Consider the following 24,695-nt stretch of genomic DNA (forward strand, 5'->3'; position numbering starts at 1 on the left):
TTTTTTTGCTTTTTGTGGGAGGGGGCTTGCTCCCGATAGCAGTTTTACAGTTGATACATGAATTGACTGACCCACCGCCATCGGGACAAGCCCCCTCCCACATTCTGATCTGCGCATGTTCCAAAACAGTGCGCTCAATTTTCGACGCCCACTTTCGGGCATTTCCTACACTCATAACGGCCTTATCCCACCTTTTAAAACGCTAATTCGCAGCGACATTCGGAACTATGGTGCAGAAATTGCTACTTGTGATCCGTCTGACAGCGTTCAGTAACAGTCCTAAACGCGCCACAAGCGCTTATCTTGGTTTCAAGGGATTACATAATGAAAAAAGCATTGCTGACCCTTTCTGCACTGGCTCTGTGCATGGCTGCTGGTGTTGCGACAGCCAAGGAATACAAGGAATTGCGTTTTGGTGTCGACCCTTCCTACGCGCCGTTCGAATCCAAGGCGGCTGACGGCAGCCTTGTGGGCTTCGATATCGACTTGGGCAATGCGATCTGCGCCGAGCTGAAGGTCAAGTGCAAATGGGTCGAAAGTGACTTCGACGGCATGATTCCTGGCCTCAATGCCAACAAGTTTGACGGCGTGATTTCCTCCATGACCGTGACCGCAGCCCGTGAAAAGGCGATCGACTTCTCCAACGAGCTGTTCTCCGGCCCGACTTCCCTGGTGTTCAAAAAAGGCGCTGGCTATTCAACGCCTGAGTCCCTCAAAGGCAAATCGGTCGGCTATGAGCAAGGCACTATTCAAGAAGCCTACGCCAAGGCCGTGCTCGACAAAGCCGGTGTGACCACCAAGGCCTACGCCAACCAGGACCAGGTGTATGCCGACCTGACTTCCGGCCGTTTGGACGCTTCGGTGCAGGACATGCTGCAAGCTGAACTGGGCTTCTTGAAGTCCCCGGCAGGCGCTGGCTACGAAGTCAGTGCGGCAATTGATGACCCATTGCTGCCGTCGAAAACTGCGATCGGTATCAAAAAAGGTAACAAAGACCTCAAGGCCTTGCTCGATAAAGGTATCAAAGCGTTACACGATGATGGCACCTACGCCACCATCCAGAAGAAACACTTCGGCGATCTGAACCTGTACAGCGGTAAATAACACCCTGGCGCCCATCTTTTTCAGGTGGGCGCTTTTTTGTCGCCATAGGTCCTGAATTCATGTTTGAAGATCTTTTGCAAACCCTGGGGCTGAGTGCCTTCAGTTTGAAGGGGTTCGGCCCACTGTTGCTGCAAGGTACGTGGATGACCATCAAATTGTCGGTCGCCTCGCTGGCCGTCAGTGTGTTGCTGGGCCTGCTTGGCGCCAGCGCCAAATTGTCTCGCGTAAGACTGATCCGCATCCCCGCCCAGCTCTACACCACCTTGATTCGCGGCGTGCCCGACCTGGTGCTGATGCTGCTGATTTTTTACAGCCTGCAAATCTGGCTGACCGGTTTTACCGACTTTATGGAATGGGATTACATCGAGATCGACCCATTCAGCGCAGGCGTCATCACCCTGGGCTTTATCTACGGTGCTTACTTCACCGAGACTTTTCGCGGCGCGATCCTCGCCGTGCCGCGTGGCCAACTGGAAGCGGCGACCGCCTATGGCCTCAAGCGCGGGCAGCGGTTTCGCTACGTGACCTTCCCGCAGATGATGCGCTTTGCCTTGCCGGGCATCGGCAACAACTGGATGGTGATGCTCAAGGCCACGGCGCTGGTGTCGATCATCGGCCTGGCCGACTTGGTCAAGGCGGCGCAGGACGCCGGCAAGAGCACCTATCAACTGTTCTATTTTTTGGTGATCGCGGCGTTTATCTACCTGCTGATCACCAGCGCCTCGAACTTTGTGCTGCGCCGGCTTGAACGGCGCTACTCCGCCGGGTCCAGGGAGGCCGTGCGATGATCGAACTCCTGCAGCAATACTGGCGGCCCTTCCTTTATAGCGACGGCCAACACATTACCGGGCTGGCGATGACGATGTGGCTGCTCAGCGCCTCGCTCGTCATCGGTTTTTTGGTGTCGATCCCGCTGTCCATCGCGCGCGTGTCGCGCAAACGCTACGTGCGCTGGCCGGTGCAGTTCTACACCTACCTGTTTCGCGGCACGCCGCTGTATATCCAATTGCTGATCTGCTACACCGGCATTTACAGCATTGCCGCGGTGCGCGCGCAGCCGTTGCTGGATGCGTTTTTTCGCGATGCGATGAACTGCACCATCCTCGCGTTTGCGCTGAACACCTGCGCCTACACCACCGAAATTTTCGCCGGCGCGATCCGCAGCATGGCGCATGGCGAAGTCGAAGCCGCCAAGGCCTACGGCTTAAGCGGCTGGAAGCTGTATGCCTATGTGATCATGCCGTCGGCGCTGCGCCGTTCGTTGCCGTATTACAGCAATGAAGTGATCCTGATGCTGCACTCGACCACGGTGGCGTTTACCGCGACGGTGCCCGACATTCTCAAAGTGGCCCGGGACGCCAACTCGGCCACCTACATGACCTTTCAATCGTTCGGTATCGCTGCGCTGATCTACCTGACCGTGACGTTTGCGCTGGTTGGCTTGTTTCGCCTGGCGGAACGCCGTTGGCTGGCATTTCTCGGGCCGAACCACTAAGGAGCACCTATGCGTCATCAGGTTCACCCACTGATCGCGCCGGTGCCAGGCACGGCGCGGCAAATTCACAGCTTCCACTTCGGCCCGGAACACAGCGACGGCAAGGTCTACATCCAGGCCTCACTGCATGCCGACGAACTGCCGGGCATGCTGGTGGCCTGGCACCTCAAGGCGCGCCTGGCGCAACTGGCGGCCGCCGGGCGTTTGCGCAGCGAAATCGTGCTGGTGCCGGTCGCCAATCCGGTCGGCCTGGAACAGGTACTGATGGACATTCCATTGGGCCGCTACGAGCTGGAGAGCGGGCAGAACTTCAACCGGCTGTTTGTCGACCTCAGTGAAGACGTCGGCAACCGCGTCGAAGACCTGCTGGGGGATGACCCGCAATACAACGCGCAGATGATTCGCGCCGCACTGTTCTGCGCGCTGGCCGAGCAAACCGCCGAGACCCAATTGCAATCGCAACGGCTGGTGCTGCAACGCCTGGCCTGCGATGCCGACATGGTGCTCGACCTGCATTGCGACTTCGAAGCCGTGGCGCACCTGTACACCACGCCCGAGGCCTGGCCGCAGGTGGAACCGCTGGCGAGGTATATCGGCTCGGAAGCGAACTTGCTGGCGACCGATTCCGGCGGGCAATCCTTCGATGAATGTTTCACCTTGGTGTGGTGGCAGTTGCAGCAACGCTTCGGCGAGCGCTTCCCGATTCCAATGGGCAGCTTTTCGGTGACGGTCGAACTGCGCGGCCAAGGTGACGTCAACCACGGTTTGGCCAGCCTCGACTGCCAGGCGATCATCGACTATTTGACCCACTTCGGCGCAATTGCAGGCGACGTGGCGCCACTGCCCGACCTGCCCTACCCAGCCACGCCGCTGGCGGGCGTGGAGCCTGTGACCACGCCGGTTGGCGGTTTGCTGGTGTTCAGCGCGCTGCCGGGTGAATACCTGGAAGCCGGGCAACTGATTGCCGAAGTCATCGACCCCATTACTGACCGCGTAACGCCTGTGCTGTGTAAAAACGCCGGCCTGCTTTACGCCCGCTCGCTACGGCGCATGGCCACAGCCGGGATGGTCATCAGCCATGTCGCAGGCTCAGAGGCCTACCGCAGCGGCTACCTACTTTCGCCTTGAGGATGCACGCCCCATGTACAAATTGACCGTTGAAGGCCTGCATAAAAGCTATGGCGACAACCCAGTGCTTAAAGGTGTTTCGCTCAAGGCCAAGACCGGTGACGTGATCAGCCTGATCGGCGCCAGCGGCTCGGGCAAGAGCACCTTTTTACGCTGCATCAACTTTTTGGAAACCCCCAACGACGGCGCGATGACCCTCGACGGCCAACAGATCCGCATGGTCAGCGACCGCGAGGGCATGCGCGTGGCCGATGACGCCGAGCTGCAACGCCTGCGCACGCGGCTGGCGATGGTGTTCCAGCATTTCAACTTGTGGAGCCACATGAGCGTGCTCGAAAACATCACCATGGCCCCGCGCCGGGTGCTGGGCTGTAGCAAGAAGGACGCCGAGGACCGCGCGCGGCACTACCTCGACAAGGTGGGCTTGCCGGCGCGCGTGGCCGATCAATACCCGGCGTTCCTCTCCGGTGGCCAGCAGCAACGCGTGGCCATCGCCCGCGCCTTGGCGATGGAGCCTGAGGTGATGCTGTTCGACGAACCGACCTCGGCGCTCGACCCGGAGCTGGTCGGTGAAGTGTTGAAGGTGATCCAGGGACTGGCCGAGGAAGGCCGCACGATGATCATGGTCACCCACGAAATGAGCTTTGCACGCAAGGTCTCCAATCAGGTGTTGTTTCTGCACCAAGGCCTGGTGGAAGAGCAAGGCACGCCCGAGGATGTGCTGGGCAATCCGAAGAGCGAACGCCTGCAACAGTTTCTGAGCGGCAATTTGAAGTAAACCTTTACCTCGCCTGGAGGGTCTTTGACTTAGAGCCTCCAGAGCGTCCGCTGCCGCATGGCAAAACCCCTCGATTTTGCAAAAACCTGGTTTGCCGACAAAGGCTGGAAGCCGTTCGCCTTTCAAAAAGACGTGTGGGCGGCGGTTAAGCAGGGCCAGTCCGGTTTGCTGCATGCCAGCACCGGCGCGGGAAAAACCTACGCGTTATGGTTTGCCGCGCTCAACCGGTTCGCCATCACTCGGCCGCCCGCCGTCGGCAAGCGTAAACCGCCTGCCGAGCCGCTGACGGTGCTATGGATCACGCCGATGCGCGCGCTCGCCGCCGACACCGCGCGCGCCCTTGAAGCGCCGCTTCAGGCGCTGCAGATTCCCTGGAGCGTGGGCCTGCGCACGGGCGATACCAGCAGCAGCGAGCGCGCCCGGCAAACCCGTCGCCAGCCGACCGCGCTGGTCACCACCCCGGAAAGCCTGACGTTGATGCTGGCGCGCGCCGACAGTGAGGCAAGCCTTGGGCACCTGCGCATGGTGGTGGTGGATGAATGGCACGAACTGATCGGCAATAAACGCGGCGTGCAGTTGCAACTGGCATTGGCGCGCTTGCGGCGCTGGCACCCGGAACTGATGGTGTGGGGGATTTCGGCGACGCTGGGTAATCAGGCCCACGCGCTTGAAGTTTTAATCCCACAAGGCGACGGGATCAATGTGCAGGGGCAAACCGCCAAGCGGTTGCAGGTCGACACCTTGCTGCCGCCCACCACCGAGCGTTTTCCCTGGGCGGGGCATATTGGCTTGAAAATGTTGCCGCAAGTGCTGGCCGAAGTGGACTCCAGCAGCAGTTGCCTGGTGTTCACCAATACCCGGGCGCAGTCGGAAATCTGGTACCAGGCGTTGCTCGAGGCGCGACCGGATTGGGCCGGGTTGATTGCCTTGCACCACGGCTCGCTGTCGCGCGAGACCCGCGACTGGGTGGAGCGCGCGCTGAAAGACGGCCAGCTCAAGGCGGTGGTGTGTACCTCGAGCCTGGACCTTGGGGTGGACTTTTTACCGGTCGAGCGGGTGTTGCAGATCGGCTCGGCCAAGGGCGTCGCGCGGCTGATGCAACGCGCCGGGCGTTCCGGGCATGCTCCGGGGCGGCCATCGCGGGTGACGTTGGTGCCGACTCACAGCCTGGAACTGGTGGAAGCCGCTGCCGCACAGGATGCCATCGCCCAGCGGCGCATCGAAGCCCGCGAATCGCCGCACAAGCCCTTGGATGTACTCGTACAACACGTGGTGAGCATGGCCTTGGGCGGTGGTTTTACGCCGGATGCGCTGTTGGCCGAGGTGCGCGGTGCCTGGGCTTATCGCGACCTCACTGAAGCGGATTGGGCGTGGGCATTGGGGTTTGTGCGCCATGGCGGGCTGTCGCTCACGGCTTACCCGGATTACCGCCGTGTGGAGCCGGACGAGCATGGCGTCTGGCGGGTGCCGGATGCCCGCTTGGCGCGTCGCCACCGCATGAGCGTGGGCACCATCGTCAGCGACGCCAGTATTAATCTGAAATATTGGAGCAAGGGCGGCGGCGGCAAGAACTTGGGCAGCGTCGAAGAAGGTTTTATCGCGCGGCTCAAGCCGGGCGACGGGTTCCTGTTTGCCGGGCGTTTGCTGGAGTTGGTGCGGGTCGAAAACATGACCGCCTACGTGCGCCGCAGCACTGCAAAAAAAGCCGCCGTGCCGCGCTGGAATGGCGGGCGCATGCCGCTCTCCAACGAGCTGGCGCAAGCCGTGGTTGAACGCTTTGATGCCGCGGCGCACGGGCGCTTCGACGGCCCCGAGATGCAGGCGGTGCAACCTTTGCTGCAGACCCAACTGCGCTGGTCCGGCCTGCCGACGCGCGAGCATTTGCTGGCCGAGGCACTCAAGTCGCGCGAAGGCTGGCACCTGTTTCTGTACCCTTTCGCGGGGCGCCAAGTGCATTTGGGCTTGGCCAGCCTGCTGGCATGGCGGGTCAGCCAACAACAGCCGGTGACCTTTTCGATTGCGGTAAATGATTACGGGCTGGAACTGTTGAGTGCCACGCCGGTGGAGTGGCCTGTGGTGTTGAACGAGGCTCTGCTGAGCCCCGCGAACTTGCTGTTGGACGTTGCCGCCAGCCTGAACGCCGGTGAACTGGCCCTGCGCCGTTTTCGCGAAATCGCACGCATCGCCGGGCTGGTGTTTGCAGGTTACCCCGGCGCGCCCAAAAGCACGCGGCAGGTGCAAGCTTCCAGCGGTTTGTTTTTTGAAGTGTTCAAGCAATATGACCCGCAAAACCTGTTACTCACACAGGCCGGCGAAGAAGTCCTGCGTGACGAGTTGGACATTCATCGACTGGAAGACACCCTGCGTCATTTATCGACGCTGAGGCTCGACCTGCACGTGATCGAACGGCCTACGCCGCTGGCCTTCCCGCTGTTGGTTGAGCGGATGCGTGAGAGCATGAGTTCGGAAAAGTTGTCGGAGCGCATTGCGCGGATGGTCAAGGACCTGGAAAAAGTCGCGGATAACGGGAAGCGCTGATGCATTGCTCATTGGAGCTTGAAGGTGAAGAACTCTGGTTACTCGCAGATAAGGCAGTGTACTGGCCAGCGCGCCAGTGCCTGTTGATCGCCGACGCGCATTTTGGCAAGGCGTCGGCCTATCGCAGCCTGGGGCAGCCGGTGCCACAAGGCACCACGACCGAAAACCTGCAGCGATTGGACCGGATGTTGTCGGCCTTAGCGTGCGCGCAGGTGATTTTTCTCGGTGACTTCCTGCACGGCCCGGGCTCCCACGCCAGCGGCACGCTGAGCGCCTTGAGGGCGTGGCGCGAACGCAACCGCGACGTGCCGATGACCTTGATTCGCGGCAATCACGATAAACGCGCGGGTGACCCACCGGCGGACTTGAGGATTGAAGTGGTGCCGGAGCCGCTGCTGATGGGCCCATTTGCCCTGCAACACGAACCGCACGCACATGCCAGCCACCACGTGCTGGCGGGGCATGTGCACCCGGTGTACCGCTTGCGTGGCAAGGGCCGGCAAAGCCTGCGCCTGCCGTGCTTTCAAGTCGGCACGCGCGTCAGCCTGCTGCCGGCGTTTGGCGCGTTTACGGGTGGCTATTCAGTCGAGCAGAGCCACGATCAGCAGATTTTTGTGATCGGCGATCAGCACGTATGGCCAGTCCGCTAATGGCCTGACCCTACGCCCTTGCGCGCAGCCATCAAGCAACAGGTGCGGGTGGCGGCTCATCGGGAAGCGTGGGCACTCCGGGCTCGGAGGGCTGCGGGTAATCTTCGTCAGGTTGGCCAGGGATACCGCCCGCATAAGCGGGGTCGGCCATCAGGGACCAGGCCAGAACACCAATTTGGTTAGGTTCAAGCCGGGCAAGTTCGGCGCTGATTCGCGGGTTGATCTTCATAGAGTACTCCTCAAGCGTGGCTCGGCGCGCTTCACACGCGCCGAGGCAGTACACCCAATAGAGTCGATTCCCGCAGACTAATTCCCTTGGCGTGTCAGACCTTTCTATCAAGCGCGTGGGAGAGTGACGCCGCGCTGGCCCTGGTACTTGCCGCCGCGGTCCTTATAGGACACTTCACAGGCCTCGTCGGATTGCAGGAACAGCATCTGCGCCACGCCCTCATTCGCATAGATCTTGGCCGGCAGCGTGGTGGTGTTGGAGAACTCCAGGGTGACGTGCCCTTCCCACTCAGGCTCGAGCGGTGTCACGTTGACGATGATGCCGCAGCGCGCGTAGGTGCTTTTACCCAGGCAGATGGTCAGCACGTCGCGCGGAATACGGAAGAACTCCACGGTGCGCGCCAGGGCGAATGAGTTGGGCGGGATGATGCACACGTCGCTCTTGACGTCGACGAAGCTTTTTTCGTCGAAGTTTTTCGGATCGACGGTTGCCGAATTGATGTTGGTGAACACCTTGAATTCATCGGCGCAACGCACATCGTAGCCATAGCTGGACACACCGTAGGAGATCACCCGATCAGCGCCTTCACCACGAATCTGGCGCTCTACGAAAGGTTCGATCATGCCGTGCTCTTGCGCCATGCGGCGAATCCACTTGTCCGATTTGATGCTCATGGCGGGTGTCCTGAATAGCGAGGTGGAAAAATTCTGTTGGGCATCTTACCGGGGCCAGCTCCGGGGTTCAAAGGGCGAGGGGCTTTTCTTGCCGAATGCAGCCTTGGCTATAGGCCGAACCCAACGGGGCCGGGGCTCATAGTGCAGCGTGCAGTGACTGTAAATACCACCGCCGAGCACGAAAATAGAGAAACCTTCGGAAATACCATTGGCACGTTCGGTAAAAACGGTTAAGGTGACGTCACTGTGTTGCTTGTGTCACTGAGAATCTCTACACGATATGTTGAATTTCGATCCAACCATCTCCAAGAATTTTTCCTGCTCTTTGCACTCAGTCTCGGCCAGGGCTTTTCCTGAGTCGCAGTTAACTTTGTTCAAGGAGTTACACCATGTCTAATCGCCAAACTGGTACCGTTAAGTGGTTCAACGATGAAAAAGGCTTCGGCTTCATCACTCCACAATCCGGTGACGACCTGTTCGTTCACTTCAAAGCTATCCAATCCGACGGCTTCAAAAGCCTGAAAGAAGGCCAACAGGTTTCTTTCATCGCTACCCGCGGTCAGAAAGGCATGCAAGCTGAAGAAGTTCAAGTTATCTAACTTGTACTGACTTAGTCGAAAAAACCCCGCCCTTAAAAGCGGGGTTTTTTTATGCCTGGATTTCGGCACTTTACCCGCACTTAACGCCAGGCACAAAAAAATGTGGGAGCGGGCTTGCTCGCGATTACGGTTTTTCAGTTAGCACATCTGGCAACTGATTCACCGTATTCGCGAGCAAGCCCGCTCCCACATTTCGTCCTGCGCAGCCTATTGGAACAACGACTCGCTCGACAGGCCATTCTTCTCGAGGATCTCGCGCAAGCGCTTGAGACCTTCCACCTGGATCTGCCGCACCCGCTCACGGGTCAAGCCAATCTCCAGGCCCACATCCTCAAGGGTGCTGCTCTCGTGGCCACGCAGGCCGAAGCGGCGAATCACCACCTCACGCTGCTTGTCCGTAAGCTCAGAAAGCCACTGGTCAATGCTTTGCGAAAGATCATCGTCCTGCAACAGCTCGCAAGGGTCGGTTGGACGATCATCCGTCAGGGTGTCCAGGAGGGTTTTATCCGAATCCGGCCCCAACGAAACATCGACCGAAGACACGCGCTCGTTCAAGCCGAGCATGCGCTTGACCTCGCCTACCGGTTTTTCCAACAGGTTGGCGATTTCTTCAGGCGAGGGTTCATGATCGAGTTTTTGCGTGAGCTCGCGCGCCGCCCGCAGGTAGACGTTAAGCTCCTTGACCACATGAATCGGCAACCGGATCGTGCGGGTCTGATTCATGATCGCCCGTTCGATGGTTTGACGAATCCACCAGGTGGCGTAGGTCGAAAAGCGAAAGCCGCGCTCAGGGTCGAACTTCTCAACCGCCCTGATCAGGCCGAGGTTACCCTCTTCAATCAGGTCCAACAGCGACAGGCCGCGATTGACATAGCGTCTGGCGATTTTCACCACCAGGCGCAGGTTGCTTTCAATCATGCGTTTGCGCCCAGCCGGATCACCCTTTTGCGACAAGCGCGCAAAATGGACTTCTTCTTCGGGGGTCAGCAGCGGGGAAAAACCGATTTCATTGAGGTACAGCTGCGTAGCGTCGAGCGCACGCGTGTAATCAATGTATTTATGCTGCTTTAACGCGGCGGAGTTTTTGGATTTGGTACGAACTGAGGGTGATGCAGACCCCTCATTATTCGACATCGATTCCATATCGATGGATTCATCCCTAAGGAGAACCTCATCGTCGATGTCAAACTCCGGCGCTTCTTTACTGAGAGCCATTGTTATAGTCCTTTGGTGAGTTCGACCTCAAGCTCAAGCGGCGCCTTTATCCTTGGCAACGCTGGAGCCTGTTCCTTATACGTGACGGAACAGGCTGTGCAACACATCAACGACGGGGTAGGAATTGCAGCGGATCTACAGGCTTCCCTTGGCGGCGAATCTCAAAGTGCAGTTTCACCCGGTCTGTACCCGTTGACCCCATTTCGGCAATTGTCTGTCCGACTTTGACCTGCTGCCCCTCCCGAACCAACAGCCTGCGGTTATGACCATAGGCACTGACGTAGGTGTCGCTGTGTTTGATGATGACCAGCTCACCGTAGCCCCGCAAACCACTCCCGGCGTACACAACTGTCCCATCAGACGCAGCTAAAACAGGCTGTCCCAAATCCCCGGCGATATCAATGCCTTTATTCAAACTACCGTTTGAAGAGAATTTTCCAATCAGCACCCCGTTTGAAGGCCAGCCCCAACCGGTCGGCGCAGGCCCTGCAGGCGGCAAGGGCGCGGCTGCCGGCCTACTCGCAGGCGTAGACGCGGCGGTGCCTGCAGGCCGAGTGATGATTGTGGTTTTGCTGGAGGACGACGGCGAGGATCCGGAATTTGTCACAACTGTCGTAGGCGTTGAACCGGTACGGCCATCGAAACGAATCGTTTGGCCCGGATGTATCGTATACGGCACAGGAATATTGTTACGCGCTGCGAGCGCCTTGTAATCCCAGCCGTAGCGGAAGGCGATAGAGAACATGGTATCGCCCTTGCGCACCACATATTGCCCGGTGGTCACTGTCGGCTTTTGCGGCACGGCGTTATTTCGGTCGACAACCCGCGCGCCTTTGGAGGGCGAACTGGAACAACCCGCCAACACCAACAAGAAGGAACTCAAGACAAGGCCAAGCACCAGTCGCTGAAAGCTCGTTTTACTCATACGCTGCGCAAGACCTGTGAGACTCACCCGCCGCTCCCTTTATGGTGGCTGAACATGAATGCCTGTATCAGGCTTGAAATGTGACGCAAGTATAACTGGGCATTGGATTTTTACCGGCACAGGACTTATACGAAAAATTCGTCATGTTTAATCCCGGCGTCCAATCACGCTGACTCAACAAGCCCGGCTGTAAGACACATGCTCACCCACAGAATTCACTGTTTGCGAATAAATGATCAGGCCAGCGGACCGTTGAGCAACGGTACAAAGCGCACGGCGCCCAGCACATGCCGGGAAAAGCCTTCGTCTTCACGCACAATGAGCATTAATTGTTGCACTTCACCGGCGCCCACCGGGATAACCAAACGCCCGCCAGGCGCCAGTTGATCGAGCAACGCTTGCGGCACATCGGTGGCCACGGCGGTGACGATAATGCCGTTATACGGCGCCAGCGCCGGCCAGCCTTCCCAGCCATCACCCCAGCGGAACACCACGTTGCGCAGGTTAAGTTCGACCAGGCGCTCCTTGGCGCGGTCTTGCAGCACCTTGATGCGCTCCACCGAGAACACCCGCTCTACCAGTTGCGACAGCACGGCGGTCTGGTAACCCGAACCGGTGCCGATCTCCAACACCTTGTCCAGCGGCCCCGCCGCCAGCAGCAATTCGCTCATGCGCGCAACCATATAGGGCTGCGAGATGGTCTGGTTGTGGCCAATCGGCAACGCGGTGTCTTCATAGGCGCGGTGGGCCAGGGCTTCGTCGACAAACAGATGTCGCGGCGTGCGCCGGATGACTTCCAGCACTTGGGCGTTTGACAGCCCCTCTTCGTACAGACGCTGGATCAAACGCTCGCGGGTACGCTGGGAGGTCATCCCGATGCCACGGCGTAGCAGGTCGTCTTGTTCACGGGCCATCAACGCAGCCCCTCGAGCCAGCCATCGAGACTACTGAAGGCATCACTGAAGGTGCGATCAAGCTGCAACGGGGTAATCGAAACATAACCTTGCATCACCGCATGAAAGTCCGTGCCTGGGCCGCCATCCTCGGCATCGCCCGCGGCCGCGATCCAATAACCTTCCTTGCCACGCGGATCGACCACTTTCAGTGGCGCGGCCGCGCGGGAACGGTGGCCCAGGCGCGTCAGTTGAATGCCGCGAATATGGTCGAGCGGCAAGTTGGGAATATTTACGTTGAGCACCGTGCGTGGCGGCAGGTCGAGTGAACCGTGGGCCTCCACCAGCTTGCGGGCGAAATACGCTGCGGTCGCGAGGTTGTCCAGTTGCCGCGAGGCAAAGGAGAAGGCGAATGAAGTGCGGCCCAGAAAGCGCCCTTCAAGGGCCGCCGCCACGGTACCGGAATACAGCACGTCATCGCCCAGGTTGGCGCCCAGATTGATACCCGACACCACCAAATCTGGCTCCTGACTCAACAAGCTGTTGATCGCCAGGTGCACGCAGTCAGTGGGGGTACCGTTCACGCTGATAAAGCCGTTGGCCAGAACCTGCGGGTGCAAAGGACGGTCGAGCGTCAGCGAACTGCTGGCGCCGCTCTTGTCCTGGTCAGGGGCCACCACCACGCACTCGGCGTAATCTTGCAGCGCAGCATAGAGCGCGGCAAGGCCGGGTGCGGTGGCACCGTCATCGTTTGATATCAGAATACGCATGGGTTGTCCGTCTGCCCCACCGGCACCAGATCAACAATCTCGCGCACCAAGACAGTGGCGAAGCATCCGGCCGGCAGGACGAATTCCAATTGCAGAATGTCCAGCGAAGGATAATGCCACGTCAACCCGCCAATGGGCAGTCGCAGAATGCGACGTTCCTGGCTCATGCCGGCATTCACCAGCCAATCGCGCAGCTCTGGTTCGCTGGCGGCAATCGCTTGTTCCAGCGCATGCGTCGCACCGGCCGCTGGCGAATCGCCTTCGCCCCACTGCGGCCCGGTAGGGTGCAGGTCCAGAATTGCCAGGCGCGGGTCGCTGCATTCAGCCTCGCCCGCCGGGAAAAAACTGCGGCTGTCGGTAAACGCCAGCAGGTCGCCGACCTGGGCGCGCTGCCAGGAACCGTCAGCGACACGTGCCGCCAAGACTTTGTTGAACAAAAAACTGCGCGCGGTGGACAGCAACCGCGAACGCACATTGCGCTGCTCCGGCAAGGCCTTGCGCGCCGCCCACTCACGCGCGTCCACCACGTTGCCACCGTTGTGACCAAAGCGCTGGGCGCCGAAATAGTTGGGAATACCGTGCTCGGCGATCAGCTGCAAACGCGCGTCGATGGCGGCGGTATCGCCCGCCAGTTGGGTCAGGCGCAGGGTGAAGCCGTTGGCCGAATGTGCGCCGCGCTGCAGCTTGCGCTTGTGGCGCGCAGTTTTAAGGATCTTGAGGCTGTCGTTTTCTGCACCGCTCATGTCCGGGTCGGCCTTGCCCGGCAGTTGCACGCTGAACCACTGGCGGGTCAACGCTTGGCGGTCCTTGAGCCCGGCATAGCTGACGGTGCGCAACGGCACGCCGGCGGCCTTGGCGATGCGCCGCGCGGCCTCTTCGGTGTTGAGCCCGCGCTTCTCGACCCACAGCCACAGGTGCTCGCCATCGCCGGTCAGCGGAATATCGAGCACTTCGTCTACCTGGAAATCTTCAGCCGTCGCCTTCAAGACCGCGCTGCCCAAGGCCTCGCCGTAAGCCCGTGGGCCCAGCAGTTGCAGGTCATTCATGCGCGCAGCAACAGGGCGACGGAGTGCACCGCGATGCCCTCTTCCCGACCGGTAAACCCGAGCTTTTCGGTGGTGGTGGCTTTCACGTTGACTTGATCCAATTCAATTTGCAGGTCTGCGGCAATCAGTGCACGCATCGATTCAATATGCGGGGCCATTTTTGGTGCCTGGGCCACGATGGTGTTGTCGACGTTAGCGACCTTCCAGCCTTTGGCGTGGATCAGGCCGACCACGTGGCGCAACAGCACGCGGCTGTCCGCGCCCTTGAAGGTGGGGTCGGTGTCCGGGAAGTGCTTGCCGATATCGCCCAACGCCGCCGCGCCGAGCAAGGCATCGCTCAAGGCATGCAACACAACATCGCCGTCGGAATGAGCGAGCAACCCATGGTGGTGTGCAATGCGCACGCCGCCCAAGGTGATGAAATCGCCTTCAGCGAAACGGTGCACATCGTAGCCGTGGCCAATACGCATAAAAAAACGCCCCGATTTAATTCAGGGCGTGATTCTACCTACTTTTGCCTCACATTAACCGAGCAAAGCACGACCATGGTGTCGCAAATGATCTTCGATGAAGCTGGCGATAAAGAAGTAGCTGTGATCGTAGCCAGGCTGCAAACGCAATTGAAGCGGGTGATTAGCCGCCTTGGCCGCTTGCTGCAACGCCTCAGGCTTGAGTTGCACGGTGAGGAAGTCGTCGCGATCACCCTGATCCACCAGCAATGGCAGCTTTTGCGTGGCCTCACTGATCAGCACGCAGGCATCCCATTCCCGCCACTTTGAACGTTCTTCGCCCAAGTAACGCGAAAAGGCTTTTTGCCCCCACGGGCAATCCATCGGGTTGTTGATCGGCGAAAATGCCGACACCGACAGGTAACGCCCCGGGTTGCGCAGCGCACACACCAGCGCGCCATGGCCGCCCATGGAGTGGCCGCTGATGCCGCGCTTATCCGACGCCGGGAAATGCGCTTCAACCAACGCCGGCAATTCCTGCACAACGTAGTCATGCATCCGATAGTGCTTGGCCCAAGGCTCCTGCGTGGCATTCAGGTAAAAGCCTGCGCCGAGGCCAAAATCCCACGCGTTGTCTGGGTCGTCCGGCACACCTGGCCCACGCGGGCTGGTGTCGGGTGCGACGATAATCAACCCCAGTTCGGCAGCCATGCGCTGGGCACCGGCCTTCTGCATGAAGTTTTCATCGGTGCAGGTCAGGCCCGACAGCCAGTACAACACCGGCAACTTGCCGCCCTGCTCCGCTTGTGGCGGCAAGTAGACGGCGAAGGTCATGTCGCAACCCAGCACATCGGAATGATGTTTGTAGCGTTTGTGCCAGCCGCCGAAGCTCTTCTGGCAGGAAATATTTTCCAGCGTCATGGGAATGCTCCCAGCCACAAGCTGCAGGCTTCAAGCGGCAAGCAGGCGTACACCCACTTGGCGCTTACAGCTTGCAGCTAGAAGCTGCTCAAAAGTGGATGACGGTACGAATGCTCTTGCCTTCATGCATCAGGTCAAACGCTTTGTTGATGTCTTCCAGGCCCATGGTGTGGGTGATGAAGGTGTCCAGCGGGATTTCGCCGGTCTGGGCCATTTCCACGTAGCTTGGCAATTCGGTACGGCCACGCACGCCACCGAACGCCGAACCGCGCCAGACGCGACCGGTCACCAGTTGGAATGGGCGCGTGGAAATTTCCTGGCCGGCACCGGCAACCCCGATGATGACCGACTCGCCCCAGCCTTTATGGCAGCACTCGAGGGCTGCGCGCATCAGTTGCACGTTGCCGATGCACTCAAAGGAAAAGTCCACGCCGCCATCGGTCAAGTCGACGATCACGTCTTGAATCGGGCGGTCGTAATCTTTCGGATTGATGCAGTCGGTGGCGCCCAATTGCTTGGCGATTTCAAACTTGGCCGGGTTGATGTCGACGGCGATGATGCGCCCGGCCTTGGCCTTGACGGCGCCGATCACGGCCGACAAGCCAATGCCGCCCAAGCCAAAGATGGCCACGGTGTCGCCCGGCTTGACCTTGGCCGTATTGAGCACCGCACCGATGCCGGTGGTCACACCGCAACCCAGCAGGCAGACTTTTTCCAGCGGGGCTTCTTTAGGAATCTTCGCGACGGAAATTTCCGGCAGCACGGTGTATTCGGAGAACGTCGACGTACCCATGTAATGGAAAATCTGCTGGCCTTTGTAGGAAAAGCGCGTGGTGCCGTCGGGCATCAGGCCTTTGCCTTGCGTAGAACGAATGGCCTGGCAGAGGTTGGTCTTGCCCGATCGGCAGAATTTGCACTGGCCGCATTCCGGGGTGTACAGCGGGATCACGTGGTCGCCGACGGCCACCGAGGTTACGCCCTCGCCGATCGCTTCAACCACCGCACCGCCTTCATGGCCGAGGATCGACGGGAAGATGCCTTCCGGGTCTGCGCCCGACAAGGTGTAGGCGTCGGTGTGGCACACGCCGGATGCGACCACGCGCAACAGCACCTCGCCCGCCTTGGGCATGGCGACATCCACTTCAACGATCTCAAGGGGCTTATTGGCTTCGAAGGCTACGGCGGCGCGGGACTTGATCATCCGGGTTTCTCCAGGGAGTTAAAAACTAAGACGGTGAGTGTAAAACATGGCTCGTTGATTAATAATCCAGGCAAAAGCAAAACATTATTGCCATACAGGGATAATCGCCGTGTTGGAAAACCGTTGGGAAGGCATTGACGAGTTCGTCGCCGTGGCTGAATACAGCCAATTCACGGCGGCGGCCGAGCGGCTTGGGGTGTCGTCGTCGCACATCAGCCGACAGGTGGCGCGCCTTGAAGAACGTTTGCAAACGCGGCTTTTGTATCGCAGTACGCGCAAGGTAACCCTCACCGAGGCCGGCCAGACCTTCCTGCAACACTGCCAGCGCCTGCAGGACGGTCGCGAAGAAGCCTTGCGCGCCGTGGGCGACCTGGCCAGTGAACCCAAGGGCATGCTGCGCATGACCTGCGCCGTGGCCTACGGCGAGCGTTTTATCGTGCCGTTGGTCACGCGGTTCATGGGGCTCTACCCACAGCTGCGAGTGGATATTGAACTGAGCAATCTTCAGTTGGACCTGGTGCACGAAGGCCTCGATCTGGCGATCCGTCTCGGGCGCCTGCAAGACTCGCGCATGGTCGCCAGCCGCCTCGCCCCTCGGCGCATGTACCTGTGCGCGTCGCCGTCCTACCTGGAGCGCTATGGTCGGCCGCACAGCGTGTCGGAATTAAGTCGGCATAACTGCCTGATTGGCAGCTCGGATATTTGGCAACTGGCCCAGGACGGGCGCGAATTTTCGCAACGGGTGCAGGGAAACTGGCGCTGCAACAGTGGGCAAGCGGTGCTGGATGCAGCCTTGCAAGGCGTTGGGTTGTGCCAGTTGCCGGACTATTACGTGCTGGAGCATTTGCACAGTGGCGCGTTGGTGCCATTGCTGGAAGCGCACCAGCCGCCGAACACGGCAGTGTGGGCGTTGTACCCGCAGCAAAGGCACTTGTCGCCGAAGGTGCGCAAGCTGGTGGATTTTTTGAAGGTGGGGTTGGCCGAGCGGCCGGAGTACAGCCTTTGATGACGAGGTGGCTGGTTTGGCCTCATCGCGAGCAAGCCCGCTCCCACAGTTGAACAGGGTTGACCTGTAGGAACCCGGTCAACTGTGGGAGCGGGCTTGCTCGCGATAGCGTCGACTCGGTGCCATCAACTACCGCCGATTCGCCCACCGCAGCCGCAGCCGCAGCCACTCCAGATCTTCCGGCCGGGTCACCTCCCACAGTTGACCGTGTTCCGACAGGTCAACCCCGGTTCAACTGTGGCAGCGGGCTTGCTCGCGATAGCGTCGACTCGGTGCCACCAACTACCGCCGATTCGCCCACCGCAGCCGCAGCCACTCCAGATCTTCCGGCCGGGTCACCTTGATATTGTCCGCGCGCCCTTCAACCAGGCGCGGCGCCTGGCCGGACCATTCCATGGCTGAGGCTTCGTCGGTGATCACCGCATCAGCCACCAGGCTGTCAGCCAAGGCCCGATGCAGGGCACCCAAGCGAAACATTTGCGGCGTGTACGCTTGCCAGACCAGGCTGCGATCCACGGTTTCGACCACACGACCGTGTTTGTCGGCGCGCTTGAGGGTGTCGCGCGCCGGTACGGCCAGCAAACCGCCGACCGGATCATGCGCCAGCTCAGCCAGCAGTTTGTCGAGGTCATCGCGACTCAGGTTGGGCCGCGCCGCGTCGTGCACCAACACCCAGTCGTCATCATCGGCGCCCAGCGCATTCAGTTGCAGCAACGCATTGAGTACCGAGCCTGAGCGCTGCGAACCACCGTCCGCACGCTGAATGCGCGGGTCTGTGGCACACGCCAGGTTGGGCCAATAAGGATCATCAGAAGCAAGACTGACCACCAGGCCCTTGAGCGATGGGTGGTCGAGAAAACAGCCAAGGCTGTGTTCGAGAATGGTGCGCCCGCCCAGTTGCAGGTACTGCTTGGGACGGTCTGCGGCCATACGGGCACCGACGCCCGCGGCAGGAATCACGGCCCAGAAGGCCGGTAAACGGTCACTCATTGCGCGAGCTGGTAGAGGGTTTCGCCCTCCTTGACCATGCCCAACTCATGGCGAGCCCGCTCTTCAACGGTCTCGGTACCTTTTTTCAACTCAAGCACTTCGGCGTCAAGGACGCGGTTACGCTCCAGCAGAATTTCGTTTTCGGCGTGCTGGTCGGCAATTTGCTGGGTCAGCTCTTTCACTTGCGCAAAGCTGCCATTACCGACCCATAGGCGGTATTGCAGGCCAGCCAGCAACAAGAGCAAGACGAGGAACAACCAATTGGGACTGCGCATCGAAATCCGGGTATCCAGTAAAAAAAGACAGCCATGTAAAACTTTTAAAGCAACTGATAGCACGAAGCCTGGAAAAACCAGGCTTGTACTTGATCGCCACCAGATTAGCGTCGAAATCTATTCTATCGAGAATTTTCCGACGCCACCTGCCAACTTTTTACTATTTAACACGCCGCGAAACAATCAGCCGCGAAACTCGCTGCGACCGTTGTACTTGGCTTTACCTGCCAATTGCTCTTCGATACGCAGCAATTGGTTGTACTTGGAAACGCGGTCGGAACGGCACAGCGAACCGGTCTTGATCTGGCCAGCCGAGGTGCCCACAGCCAGGTCGGCAATGGTCGAGTCTTCGGTTTCGCCGGAGCGGTGCGAGATCACGGCGGTGTAGCCCGCAGCCTTGGCCATCTGAATGGCTTCCAGGGTTTCGGTCAGGGTGCCGATCTGGTTGAACTTGATCAGGATCGAGTTGGCGATCTTCTTGTCGATGCCTTCTTGCAGGATCTTGGTGTTGGTCACGAACAAGTCGTCGCCCACCAGTTGAACCTTCTCGCCGATTTTGTCGGTGAGGATTTTCCAGCCGGCCCAGTCGGACTCGTCCAGGCCATCTTCAACCGAGATGATCGGGTAACGCTCGCACAGGCCTTTCAGGTAGTCGGCAAACCCTTCGGAGGTGAACACGTGGCCTTCGCCGGACAGGTTGTACTTGCCGTCTTCGTAGAATTCGCTGGCGGCGCAGTCCAGTGCCAGGGTCACGTCGGTGCCCAGCGTGTAGCCAGCGTTGGCCACCGCTTCGGAGATCACTTTGAGTGCATCTTCGTTGGACGCCAGGTTCGGCGCGAAACCACCTTCGTCACCCACCGCAGTGCTCAGGCCACGCGCCTTCAACACTGCTTTGAGGTGATGGAAAATCTCGGTGCCCATGCGCAGGCCTTCGGAGAAGGTCTTGGCACCCACCGGCTGCACCATGAATTCCTGGATGTCGACGTTGTTATCGGCGTGCTCGCCACCGTTGATGATGTTCATCATCGGCACCGGCATCGAGTAAACACCCGGCGTGCCGTTCAGGTTGGCGATGTGCGCGTACAGCGGCAGGTCCTGGTCCTGTGCGGCGGCCTTGGCGGCAGCCAGGGACACGGCGAGGATGGCGTTGGCGCCCAGGCTACCTTTGTTGTCGGTGCCGTCGAGCTTGATCATCGCGTGGTCAAGGGCTTTCTGGTCAACAGGGTCTTGGCCCAGCAGCAGGTCGCGGATCGGGCCATTGATGTTGGCGACGGCCTTGAGTACACCTTTGCCCAGGTAACGGCTCTTGTCGCCATCACGCAGTTCCAGCGCTTCGCGCGAACCGGTAGACGCACCGGACGGCGCGCAGGCGCTGCCGATGATGCCGTTATCGAGAAGCACGTCGGCTTCGACGGTGGGGTTGCCACGGGAGTCGAGAACTTCACGACCTTTGATGTCGACGATTTTTGCCATTGTTGTAAACACTCCAAAGTTGACGAAAACGACGCAGCTGAAGGAAATCTTTTGACCGACCGCAAGGGTGGAACAACGGGGCAGGCTTGCAGGCGACAAGGCTCAGGCCCGCAGGCCTGAGCGTAAAGCGAGGGAAAGTCTACCGGAGAAACGGCCGTTACGCGGTCTCTACCGTCGGAAAACTCTTGACCAGCTCGTCCAACTGCTTGAGCTGGGCCAGGAACGGCTCCAGCTTGTCCAGGCGCAGGGCGCACGGGCCGTCGCATTTGGCATTGTCCGGGTCCGGGTGGGCTTCCAGGAACAGCCCGGCCAGCGACTGGCTGATGCCGGCCTTGGCCAGGTCCAATACCTGGGCGCGCCGCCCACCGGCGGAATCGGCACGACCACCGGGCATTTGCAGCGCGTGGGTCACGTCGAAGAACACCGGGTATTCGAACTGTTTCATGATGCCGAAACCGAGCATGTCGACCACGAGGTTGTTGTAGCCGAAGCTCGAACCGCGCTCACAGAGGATCAACTGGTCGTTACCCGCTTCCACGCATTTGCTCAGGATGTGTTTCATTTCCTGTGGCGCGAGAAACTGGGCTTTTTTGATATTGATCACAGCGCCGGTCCTGGCCATCGCAACCACCAGATCGGTCTGACGCGACAGGAAGGCCGGCAACTGGATGATGTCGCACACCTCGGCGACCACGGCAGCCTGCTCGGGCTCGTGGACGTCGGTGATGATCGGCACGCCGAAGGCTTGCTTGATGTCCTGGAAGATCCGCATGCCTTCTTCAAGGCCCGGGCCGCGATAGGAGGTCACGGACGAACGGTTGGCCTTGTCGAAGCTGGCCTTGAACACGTAAGGGATACCCAGTTTCTGGGTAACCTTGACGTACTCTTCACAGACCTGCATCGCCATGTCACGGCTTTCCAGCACGTTCATGCCGCCGAACAGCACCATGGGCTTGTCGTTGGCAATTTCGATGTCGCCTACGCGAATGATCTTCTGGGCCATCAGGTTTACGCCTTCTTCTGATGTTGCGTCAGTGCTGCTTTAACGAAACCGGTGAACAACGGGTGACCGTCGCGCGGCGTCGAGGTGAACTCCGGGTGGAACTGGCACGCCACGAACCATGGATGATCCGGCGCCTCGACCACTTCAACCAGCTTGCCATCACCGGAGCGACCGGACACTTTCAGGCCGGCTTCCTTGATCTGCGGCAGCAGGTTGTTGTTCACTTCGTAGCGATGACGGTGACGCTCGACGATCACGTCCTTGCCGTAGCAATCGTGAACCAACGACCCCGGCTCCAGCAGGCAGTCTTGTGCGCCAAGGCGCATGGTGCCGCCGAGGTCGGAAGTTTCAGTACGCGTTTCAACGGCGCCGGTGGCATCTTCCCACTCGGTGATCAGGCCCACGACCGGGTGACCGCTGGCGTGATCGAACTCGGTGGAGTTGGCGTCTTTCCAGCCCAGCACGTTACGTGCGAACTCGATAACGGCCACTTGCATACCCAGGCAGATACCCAGGTACGGCACCTTGTTCTCACGGGCGTATTGCACGGCGGTGATCTTGCCTTCCACGCCACGCAGGCCGAAACCGCCTGGCACCAGAATGGCATCAACACCTTCGAGCAGCGCAGTGCCCTGGTTTTCGATGTCTTCGGAATCGATGTAGCGCAAGTTGACCTTGGTACGGTTGCTGATACCGGCGTGGCTCATGGCTTCGATCAGCGACTTGTACGCGTCGAGCAGCTCCATGTACTTGCCGACCATGGCGATGGTCACTTCATGCTCAGGGTTGAGCTTGGCGTCAACCACCGCTTCCCACTCGGACAGGTCCGCGCCGTTGCATTGCAGGCCAAAACGCTCGACCACAAAATCATCCAGGCCTTGCGAGTGCAGGATGCCCGGGATCTTGTAGATGGTGTCGGCGTCTTCGAGGGCAATGACCGCACGTTCTTCAACGTTGGTGAATTGCGCGATCTTGCGACGCGAAGAAATGTCGATCGGGTGATCGGAGCGGCACACCAGCACATCCGGCTGCAGGCCGATGGAACGCAGTTCCTTGACCGAGTGCTGGGTAGGCTTGGTTTTGGTTTCGCCGGCGGTGGCGATGTATGGCACCAGCGTCAGGTGCATCAGCATCGCGCGCTTGGCGCCGACTTCGAAACGCAATTGGCGAATGGCTTCGAGGAACGGTTGCGATTCGATGTCACCCACGGTGCCACCGATCTCGACCATCGCCACGTCGGCATCGCCTGCGCCCTTGATGATGCGGCGCTTGATTTCGTCGGTAATGTGCGGGATCACCTGGATGGTTGCACCCAGGTAGTCACCACGGCGCTCTTTGCGCAGCACGTGTTCGTAAACACGGCCTGTGGTGAAGTTGTTGTTCTGGGTCATGGTCGTGCGGATGAACCGCTCGTAGTGGCCCAGGTCCAGGTCGGTCTCGGCGCCGTCGTGTGTGACGAACACTTCACCGTGCTGGAACGGGCTCATGGTGCCCGGGTCAACGTTGATGTACGGGTCCAGCTTGAGCATGGTGACCTTAAGTCCCCGCGCCTCCAGGATGGCCGCCAATGAAGCGGAGGCAATGCCTTTCCCCAATGAAGAAACAACACCGCCCGTGACGAATATGTAGCGCGTCATGAAAAACCCTAGAAGTCTGCGTTAAAGCGGTCCGAGCCGCCGGGGAAAGCGAAGGAAGGCCGAAGCCCCCGATCACCTGCATTAATCACAGTGCACCTTTCAAAAAAACCGCCGCGTGGTGACAGACCAGCAGTGAAACACTGGTGCGTTGATCGCTACACATTTTTTGGAATCGCCCAGCAAAGACTGCTTGGTAATCGGCAACGACTGCGATTCAGGCGAATCCACAGAAGTTGTATCAAGAAGGGAGCGTAGTCTACCGGAAAGGCTCTATCAGCTCAAACCTTGATCGCAGGTCTGTGGCATCCACTGTAATTGCCAGTCGCCCGGCGGCATCGCCCATAGCCCTGCAAGGCTTGGGGCAGCCAGCAATTGCTCGCCCCGATACAGCAGCGGCAATCTGCCACGCACCACGCCCGGCAGCCCGCATTCATTCAGCAGGCGCTTGAGATCGCGCCGGCCGCGACCTGGCACTTCGACGACTTCGCCGCCCTGGCGATAACGGATCGTCAATGGGCCTGCGGGGGCCTTGCCGATACAGTTGAGCTGGCCATTGCCGGGTAACTTTAGTGGGTTTTGCGGATCAAGCCAGCTTACTGACGCGTCGGAAAACGCCGACCAGCTTGAAGGCAGCCACCAGATGCGTGAGCCACAACGATGCAATTGGCCGTCGGCCAAACACCACAGCGGTTGTGCGTCGCACTTGGCATCGCGCAGTGAATACCAGCCGGCCCAATGGTCGCTGTCGGGCAAACGCGTCAGCGGTGTCAGCCAATTGCGCAGGGCGTTGCGTTGGCGGGCGTCGGAAAGCTCGCGCAACGGCGCCAGCGCCAATGATGGCAATGGCAGCCAGGGAAATGGCGAAGGGTGATCGGCGGTTTGCAGGTCTATGCGGGCCAATTCGTCAAGCAGGCCCTGGGCTTCACCCAGATGCTCGGCAGCGCGCGCCAGGCGGGTGACGGCTTGGGGCCAACGCTCGGTCAGCGTTGGCACTACACGATGGCGCAGGTAATTGCGCGAAAAACGCGGGTCGGCGTTGGAGGGGTCTTCGATCCAGGTCAACTGATGTTCGTGTGCGTAGGCCTCCAATTCAGCGCGCGAGGCATTCAGCAGCGGCCGCACCAGGTGGCCAGCCGCGAATGGGCGATGCGCCGGCATTGCCGACAGCCCTCGCACCCCTGCCCCACGCAGGAGGCGAAACAGCAGGGTTTCGGCCTGATCGTCGCGGTGCTGGCCCGTCAGCAACACCTGCCCTGCCCCGATCACCTCGGCAAACGCCGAGTAACGCGCGTCACGCGCTGCACGCTCAAGGCTGGCGCCGGGCTGCACCTGCACACGCATGACGCGCAAGGGCACGCCCAAACCGTCGCAGACCGTTTGGCAATGCTGTGGCCACGCGTCAGCCGCCGCTTGCAGGCCGTGGTGAACATGCACAGCACGCAGAGGTGGAATGTTTGCCAGAGAAGCGAGGAGATGCAGCAGGACGGTGGAATCGAGGCCGCCAGAAAAAGCGACATGCCAAGCCGGGGCGTTGCGCCACGGGGCGAGGGTCTGCAGGAGTTTGGCGCAGAGCACCGGTTTCATCAGAGGTTACCGCCGCAAATCTGGAATACGTTGGCCAAGCATACACAAAGCAAATGTGGGAGGGGGGCTTGCTCCCGATAGCGGTGCATCAGTCACCAAATACATTGACTGA

Annotated in this window: 25 protein-coding genes; 9 read left to right on the plus strand and 16 right to left on the minus strand. The window is 59.8% G+C overall.

The annotated features are described in order from the left end of the window. Nucleotides 1–324 precede the first annotated feature (324 nt). From AO240_RS19210 to pdeM, 7 genes are read left to right on the plus strand one after another with little or no spacing between them, the layout of a single operon-like run. Complete coding sequence (locus AO240_RS19210) at nt 325–1,104, plus strand: transporter substrate-binding domain-containing protein (protein WP_099238376.1); 780 nt, start codon at nt 325–327, stop codon at nt 1,102–1,104. A gap of 59 nt (nt 1,105–1,163) precedes the next feature. Further along, complete coding sequence (locus tag AO240_RS19215) at nt 1,164–1,892, plus strand: ABC transporter permease (RefSeq protein WP_099238378.1); 729 nt, start codon at nt 1,164–1,166, stop codon at nt 1,890–1,892. Beyond that, on the plus strand, nt 1,889–2,599 hold the full coding sequence (locus AO240_RS19220; protein ID WP_058412389.1) for an ABC transporter permease: 711 nt from the start codon (nt 1,889–1,891) through the stop codon (nt 2,597–2,599). Before AO240_RS19215 ends, AO240_RS19220 begins: the two co-directional genes overlap by 4 nt. A 9-nt stretch (nt 2,600–2,608) precedes the next feature. Continuing rightward, nucleotides 2,609–3,727, plus strand: a complete 1,119-nt coding sequence (locus AO240_RS19225; protein WP_099238380.1) for a succinylglutamate desuccinylase/aspartoacylase family protein — start codon at nt 2,609–2,611, stop codon at nt 3,725–3,727. A 13-nt stretch (nt 3,728–3,740) separates the two neighbouring features. Next, entirely contained in the window at nt 3,741–4,505 is a 765-nt protein-coding gene (locus tag AO240_RS19230) for an ABC transporter ATP-binding protein (protein WP_099238382.1), read from the plus strand. A 57-nt stretch (nt 4,506–4,562) separates the two neighbouring features. Then, a complete protein-coding gene (locus AO240_RS19235) occupies nt 4,563–7,043 on the plus strand; it encodes a ligase-associated DNA damage response DEXH box helicase (protein WP_099238384.1) in 2,481 nt (826 codons plus the stop codon). Beyond that, nucleotides 7,043–7,693, plus strand: coding sequence for a ligase-associated DNA damage response endonuclease PdeM (gene pdeM, locus AO240_RS19240; RefSeq protein ID WP_099238385.1), 651 nt, complete (start codon nt 7,043–7,045; stop codon nt 7,691–7,693). The genes AO240_RS19235 and pdeM overlap by 1 nt, the downstream gene beginning before the upstream one ends. A gap of 31 nt (nt 7,694–7,724) precedes the next feature. On the opposite strand, the gene AO240_RS19245 is transcribed toward pdeM, so the two are convergent. Both AO240_RS19245 and dcd read right to left on the minus strand, forming a co-directional pair. Next, nucleotides 7,725–7,922, minus strand: coding sequence for a hypothetical protein (locus AO240_RS19245; protein ID WP_058412394.1), 198 nt, complete (start codon nt 7,920–7,922; stop codon nt 7,725–7,727). Between the two features lie 107 nt (nt 7,923–8,029). Next, the gene (gene dcd, locus AO240_RS19250; protein WP_058412395.1) at nt 8,030–8,596 is read right to left on the minus strand and encodes a dCTP deaminase; all 567 of its coding nucleotides are present in this window, start codon (nt 8,594–8,596) and stop codon (nt 8,030–8,032) included. 389 nt (nt 8,597–8,985) lie between these two features. Here dcd and AO240_RS19255 point away from each other — a divergent pair, with 389 nt between their 5' ends. After that, a complete protein-coding gene (locus AO240_RS19255) occupies nt 8,986–9,195 on the plus strand; it encodes a cold-shock protein (protein WP_002554837.1) in 210 nt (69 codons plus the stop codon). 207 nt (nt 9,196–9,402) lie between these two features. Here the strand turns inward: AO240_RS19255 and rpoS are convergent, their stop codons facing one another. From rpoS to AO240_RS19295, 8 genes are all read right to left on the minus strand, one after another. Then, complete coding sequence (rpoS, locus tag AO240_RS19260) at nt 9,403–10,410, minus strand: RNA polymerase sigma factor RpoS (protein WP_099238387.1); 1,008 nt, start codon at nt 10,408–10,410, stop codon at nt 9,403–9,405. Between the two features lie 106 nt (nt 10,411–10,516). After that, nucleotides 10,517–11,362 carry a peptidoglycan DD-metalloendopeptidase family protein gene (locus AO240_RS19265; RefSeq protein WP_099238389.1) on the minus strand — a complete coding sequence of 282 codons (846 nt, stop codon included), beginning with the start codon at nt 11,360–11,362 and terminating at the stop codon, nt 10,517–10,519. A gap of 209 nt (nt 11,363–11,571) precedes the next feature. Further along, nucleotides 11,572–12,207: a protein-L-isoaspartate(D-aspartate) O-methyltransferase gene (locus AO240_RS19270; RefSeq protein WP_172979446.1), complete on the minus strand. Its 636-nt coding sequence runs from the start codon at nt 12,205–12,207 to the stop codon at nt 11,572–11,574. Between the two features lie 41 nt (nt 12,208–12,248). Further along, entirely contained in the window at nt 12,249–12,998 is a 750-nt protein-coding gene (surE, locus tag AO240_RS19275) for a 5'/3'-nucleotidase SurE (protein ID WP_099238391.1), read from the minus strand. After that, nucleotides 12,986–14,044 (minus strand): tRNA pseudouridine(13) synthase TruD, encoded by a 1,059-nt coding sequence (gene truD / locus AO240_RS19280; protein WP_099238393.1) that lies wholly within the window; start codon nt 14,042–14,044, stop codon nt 12,986–12,988. The genes surE and truD overlap by 13 nt, the downstream gene beginning before the upstream one ends. Next, complete coding sequence (ispF, locus tag AO240_RS19285; protein WP_058412401.1) at nt 14,041–14,514, minus strand: 2-C-methyl-D-erythritol 2,4-cyclodiphosphate synthase; 474 nt, start codon at nt 14,512–14,514, stop codon at nt 14,041–14,043. The genes truD and ispF overlap by 4 nt, the downstream gene beginning before the upstream one ends. 54 nt (nt 14,515–14,568) lie before the next feature. Next, entirely contained in the window at nt 14,569–15,414 is an 846-nt protein-coding gene (gene fghA, locus AO240_RS19290; protein ID WP_099238395.1) for an S-formylglutathione hydrolase, read from the minus strand. Nucleotides 15,415–15,502: 88 nt separating this feature from the next. Beyond that, nucleotides 15,503–16,615, minus strand: a complete 1,113-nt coding sequence (locus AO240_RS19295; RefSeq protein ID WP_099238397.1) for an S-(hydroxymethyl)glutathione dehydrogenase/class III alcohol dehydrogenase — start codon at nt 16,613–16,615, stop codon at nt 15,503–15,505. A gap of 109 nt (nt 16,616–16,724) precedes the next feature. On the opposite strand from AO240_RS19295, the gene AO240_RS19300 reads away from it, so the two are divergent. After that, complete coding sequence (locus tag AO240_RS19300; protein WP_099238399.1) at nt 16,725–17,621, plus strand: LysR substrate-binding domain-containing protein; 897 nt, start codon at nt 16,725–16,727, stop codon at nt 17,619–17,621. A 282-nt stretch (nt 17,622–17,903) separates the two neighbouring features. Here AO240_RS19300 and ispD read toward each other — a convergent pair whose 3' ends face one another. The 6 genes from ispD to tilS form a co-directional block, all read right to left on the minus strand. Next, on the minus strand, nt 17,904–18,611 hold the full coding sequence (gene ispD / locus AO240_RS19305) for a 2-C-methyl-D-erythritol 4-phosphate cytidylyltransferase (protein WP_099238401.1): 708 nt from the start codon (nt 18,609–18,611) through the stop codon (nt 17,904–17,906). Then, nucleotides 18,608–18,886: a cell division protein FtsB gene (gene ftsB / locus AO240_RS19310; protein ID WP_058412406.1), complete on the minus strand. Its 279-nt coding sequence runs from the start codon at nt 18,884–18,886 to the stop codon at nt 18,608–18,610. The genes ispD and ftsB overlap by 4 nt, the downstream gene beginning before the upstream one ends. Nucleotides 18,887–19,069: 183 nt before the next feature. Further along, nucleotides 19,070–20,359, minus strand: coding sequence for a phosphopyruvate hydratase (gene eno / locus AO240_RS19315; RefSeq protein WP_099238403.1), 1,290 nt, complete (start codon nt 20,357–20,359; stop codon nt 19,070–19,072). Nucleotides 20,360–20,516: 157 nt separating this feature from the next. Next, complete coding sequence (gene kdsA / locus AO240_RS19320; RefSeq protein ID WP_058412408.1) at nt 20,517–21,362, minus strand: 3-deoxy-8-phosphooctulonate synthase; 846 nt, start codon at nt 21,360–21,362, stop codon at nt 20,517–20,519. A 5-nt stretch (nt 21,363–21,367) separates the two neighbouring features. Continuing rightward, nucleotides 21,368–22,999 (minus strand): CTP synthase, encoded by a 1,632-nt coding sequence (locus tag AO240_RS19325; RefSeq protein ID WP_058412409.1) that lies wholly within the window; start codon nt 22,997–22,999, stop codon nt 21,368–21,370. Nucleotides 23,000–23,272: 273 nt separating this feature from the next. Further along, a complete protein-coding gene (tilS, locus tag AO240_RS19330; RefSeq protein ID WP_099238405.1) occupies nt 23,273–24,583 on the minus strand; it encodes a tRNA lysidine(34) synthetase TilS in 1,311 nt (436 codons plus the stop codon). Between the last annotated feature and the right edge of the window lie 112 nt (nt 24,584–24,695).

The organism is Pseudomonas sp. ICMP 460, from assembly GCF_002723595.1.
Taxonomy (GTDB): Bacteria; Pseudomonadota; Gammaproteobacteria; order Pseudomonadales; family Pseudomonadaceae; genus Aquipseudomonas; species Aquipseudomonas kitaguniensis.

What these genes read in the sequence shown, in the direction of transcription:
- AO240_RS19210 (WP_099238376.1), top strand. Translation starts at nt 325, where the DNA reads ATGAAAAAAGCATTGCTGACCCTTTCTGCACTGGCTCTGTGCATGGCT.
- AO240_RS19215 (WP_099238378.1), top strand. Translation starts at nt 1,164, where the DNA reads ATGTTTGAAGATCTTTTGCAAACCCTGGGGCTGAGTGCCTTCAGTTTG.
- AO240_RS19220 (WP_058412389.1), top strand. Translation starts at nt 1,889, where the DNA reads ATGATCGAACTCCTGCAGCAATACTGGCGGCCCTTCCTTTATAGCGAC.
- AO240_RS19225 (WP_099238380.1), top strand. Translation starts at nt 2,609, where the DNA reads ATGCGTCATCAGGTTCACCCACTGATCGCGCCGGTGCCAGGCACGGCG.
- AO240_RS19230 (WP_099238382.1), top strand. Translation starts at nt 3,741, where the DNA reads ATGTACAAATTGACCGTTGAAGGCCTGCATAAAAGCTATGGCGACAAC.
- AO240_RS19235 (WP_099238384.1), top strand. Translation starts at nt 4,563, where the DNA reads ATGGCAAAACCCCTCGATTTTGCAAAAACCTGGTTTGCCGACAAAGGC.
- pdeM (WP_099238385.1), top strand. Translation starts at nt 7,043, where the DNA reads ATGCATTGCTCATTGGAGCTTGAAGGTGAAGAACTCTGGTTACTCGCA.
- AO240_RS19245 (WP_058412394.1), bottom strand. Translation starts at nt 7,922, where the DNA reads ATGAAGATCAACCCGCGAATCAGCGCCGAACTTGCCCGGCTTGAACCT.
- dcd (WP_058412395.1), bottom strand. Translation starts at nt 8,596, where the DNA reads ATGAGCATCAAATCGGACAAGTGGATTCGCCGCATGGCGCAAGAGCAC.
- AO240_RS19255 (WP_002554837.1), top strand. Translation starts at nt 8,986, where the DNA reads ATGTCTAATCGCCAAACTGGTACCGTTAAGTGGTTCAACGATGAAAAA.
- rpoS (WP_099238387.1), bottom strand. Translation starts at nt 10,410, where the DNA reads ATGGCTCTCAGTAAAGAAGCGCCGGAGTTTGACATCGACGATGAGGTT.
- AO240_RS19270 (WP_172979446.1), bottom strand. Translation starts at nt 12,207, where the DNA reads ATGACCTCCCAGCGTACCCGCGAGCGTTTGATCCAGCGTCTGTACGAA.
- surE (WP_099238391.1), bottom strand. Translation starts at nt 12,998, where the DNA reads ATGCGTATTCTGATATCAAACGATGACGGTGCCACCGCACCCGGCCTT.
- truD (WP_099238393.1), bottom strand. Translation starts at nt 14,044, where the DNA reads ATGAATGACCTGCAACTGCTGGGCCCACGGGCTTACGGCGAGGCCTTG.
- ispF (WP_058412401.1), bottom strand. Translation starts at nt 14,514, where the DNA reads ATGCGTATTGGCCACGGCTACGATGTGCACCGTTTCGCTGAAGGCGAT.
- fghA (WP_099238395.1), bottom strand. Translation starts at nt 15,414, where the DNA reads ATGACGCTGGAAAATATTTCCTGCCAGAAGAGCTTCGGCGGCTGGCAC.
- AO240_RS19295 (WP_099238397.1), bottom strand. Translation starts at nt 16,615, where the DNA reads ATGATCAAGTCCCGCGCCGCCGTAGCCTTCGAAGCCAATAAGCCCCTT.
- ispD (WP_099238401.1), bottom strand. Translation starts at nt 18,611, where the DNA reads ATGAGTGACCGTTTACCGGCCTTCTGGGCCGTGATTCCTGCCGCGGGC.
- ftsB (WP_058412406.1), bottom strand. Translation starts at nt 18,886, where the DNA reads ATGCGCAGTCCCAATTGGTTGTTCCTCGTCTTGCTCTTGTTGCTGGCT.
- eno (WP_099238403.1), bottom strand. Translation starts at nt 20,359, where the DNA reads ATGGCAAAAATCGTCGACATCAAAGGTCGTGAAGTTCTCGACTCCCGT.
- kdsA (WP_058412408.1), bottom strand. Translation starts at nt 21,362, where the DNA reads ATGGCCCAGAAGATCATTCGCGTAGGCGACATCGAAATTGCCAACGAC.
- AO240_RS19325 (WP_058412409.1), bottom strand. Translation starts at nt 22,999, where the DNA reads ATGACGCGCTACATATTCGTCACGGGCGGTGTTGTTTCTTCATTGGGG.
- tilS (WP_099238405.1), bottom strand. Translation starts at nt 24,583, where the DNA reads ATGAAACCGGTGCTCTGCGCCAAACTCCTGCAGACCCTCGCCCCGTGG.